The sequence below is a fragment of the Neisseria sp. P0021.S005 genome, from assembly GCF_051956955.1.
Map to the genome: position 1 here is coordinate 1 of NZ_JBQCWY010000486.1, position 2,297 is coordinate 2,297.

The following is a 2,297-nucleotide window of genomic DNA, read 5'->3' on the forward strand; positions in this document are numbered from 1 at the left end:
ATGATTCAGACGGCCTTTTTGCGTTATAATCCGCACATCAAAAATAACCTTAATTTCACAAAGTTCCATCATGTTAGACAAATACAATCCAGCCGAAATCGAATCCAAACATTATCAAAACTGGGAAGAGCAGGGCTATTTCCAGCCTGATATGGATTTGACCAAACCGTCTTTCTCCATCCAACTGCCGCCGCCCAACGTAACCGGTACGCTGCACATGGGCCATGCCTTCAACCAAACCATCATGGACGGTCTAACCCGCTACTACCGCATGAAAGGCTGCAACACCGCCTGGATTCCGGGCACCGACCACGCGGGCATTGCCACGCAAATCGTGGTCGAGCGTCAACTTGCCGCGCAAAACGTGTCCCGTCATGACTTGGGCCGCGAGAAATTCTTGGAAAAAGTGTGGGAATGGAAAGAAGTTTCCGGCGGTACGATTACCCAACAAATGCGCCGCGTGGGCTGCTCTGCCGACTGGACGCGTGAGTATTTCACGATGGACGACGTGCGCGCCGAAACCGTAACCGAAGTGTTTGTGCGTCTGTATGAACAAGGCTTGATTTACCGCGGCAAACGCTTGGTGAACTGGGATCCGGTTTTGGGTACGGCAGTATCTGATTTGGAAGTGGAAAGCGTGGAAGAACAAGGCTCTATGTGGCACATCCGCTATCCGCTGGCGGACAATCCCGCCGAAGCCGTTATCGTGGCGACCACCCGCCCTGAAACGCTGTTGGGCGACGTGGCCGTTGCCGTCAATCCTGAAGACGAACGTTATACGCATTTGATCGGCAAGGAATTAATCCTGCCGCTGACCGGCCGCACCATCCCCGTGATTGCCGACGAATACGTCGAAAAAGACTTCGGTACCGGCTGCGTGAAAATCACGCCTGCGCACGACTTCAACGACTACGAAGTCGGCAAACGCCACGACACGCGCCTGATTAATGTGTTTGATTTGGAAGCCAAAGTGCTGGCAAACGCCGAAGTGTTTAACTTCAAAGGCGAAGCGCAACCAGGCTTTGCCCTGCCTGAAAAATACGCAGGCTTAGACCGCTTTGCCGCGCGCAAACAAATGGTTGCCGATTTGCAGGAACAAGGTTTCTTGGTCGAAATCAAACCGCACACGCTGATGACGCCGAAAGGCGACCGTACCGGTTCCGTGATTGAGCCGATGCTGACCAGCCAATGGTTTGTCGCTATGTCCGCCACGCCAAACGGCGGCGAGCCTGACAGCGAGTTCAAAGGTTTGAGCCTGGCCGACAAAGCCAAAAAAGCCGTTGATAGCGGCGCGGTACGTTTTATCCCTGAAAACTGGGTCAATACCTACAACCAATGGATGAACAACATCCAAGACTGGTGTATTTCGCGCCAACTGTGGTGGGGCCATCAAATCCCTGCATGGTACGACAACGAAGGCAATGTGTACGTCGCCCGCAATCAGGAAGAAGCCGAAAAACAAGCCGGCAAAACAGGTTTGACCCGCGAAGAAGACGTATTGGATACATGGTTCTCCTCCGCGCTCGTGCCGTTCTCCACACTCGGCTGGCCGTCTGAAACCGACGAACTCAAAGCCTTCCTGCCGTCCAATGTCTTGGTAACCGGCTACGAAATCATCTTCTTCTGGGTGGCGCGCATGATTATGATGACCACCCACTTCACCGGCAAAGTACCGTTTAAAGACGTGTACATCCACGGCATCGTGCGCGACCACGAAGGCAAAAAAATGTCCAAATCCGAAGGCAACGTCATCGACCCTGTGGATTTGATTGACGGCATCGACTTGGACAAGCTGCTGGTGAAACGCACGACCGGCCTGCGCAAACCCGAAACCGCGCCGAAAGTGGAAGAAGCAACCAAAAAACTCTTCCCTGAAGGCATTCCGAGCATGGGCGCGGACGCATTGCGCTTCACCATGGCGAGCTACGCCAGCCTCGGCCGCAGCGTCAACTTCGACTTCAAACGCGCCGAAGGCTACCGCAATTTCTGCAATAAATTGTGGAACGCCACCAACTTCGTGTTGATGAACACCGAAGATAAAGACTGCGGTCAAGACGAAATGCAGCCGTTGGCGTTTACCTTTGCCGACCAATGGATTATCGGCAAACTGCAACAGGCCGAAGCCGCCGTTGCCGAAGCCTTTGAAACCTACCGCTTCGACCTTGCCGCACAAACGCTGTACGAATTTGTGTGGAACGAATATTGCGACTGGTACATCGAGCTGGCAAAAGTGCAAATCCAAACCGGCTGCCCGACAACCCAGCGCACCACACGCCGCACCCTCGTGCGCGTACTCG

General features: G+C 53.9%; 1 protein-coding gene. It reads left to right on the forward strand.

From position 1 onward, the window contains the following. Window positions 1–70: 70 nt before the first annotated feature. On the forward strand, window positions 71–2,297 hold a 2,227-nt coding region (locus ACTHUE_RS15920), incomplete at its 3' end, for a valine--tRNA ligase (RefSeq protein WP_440423965.1).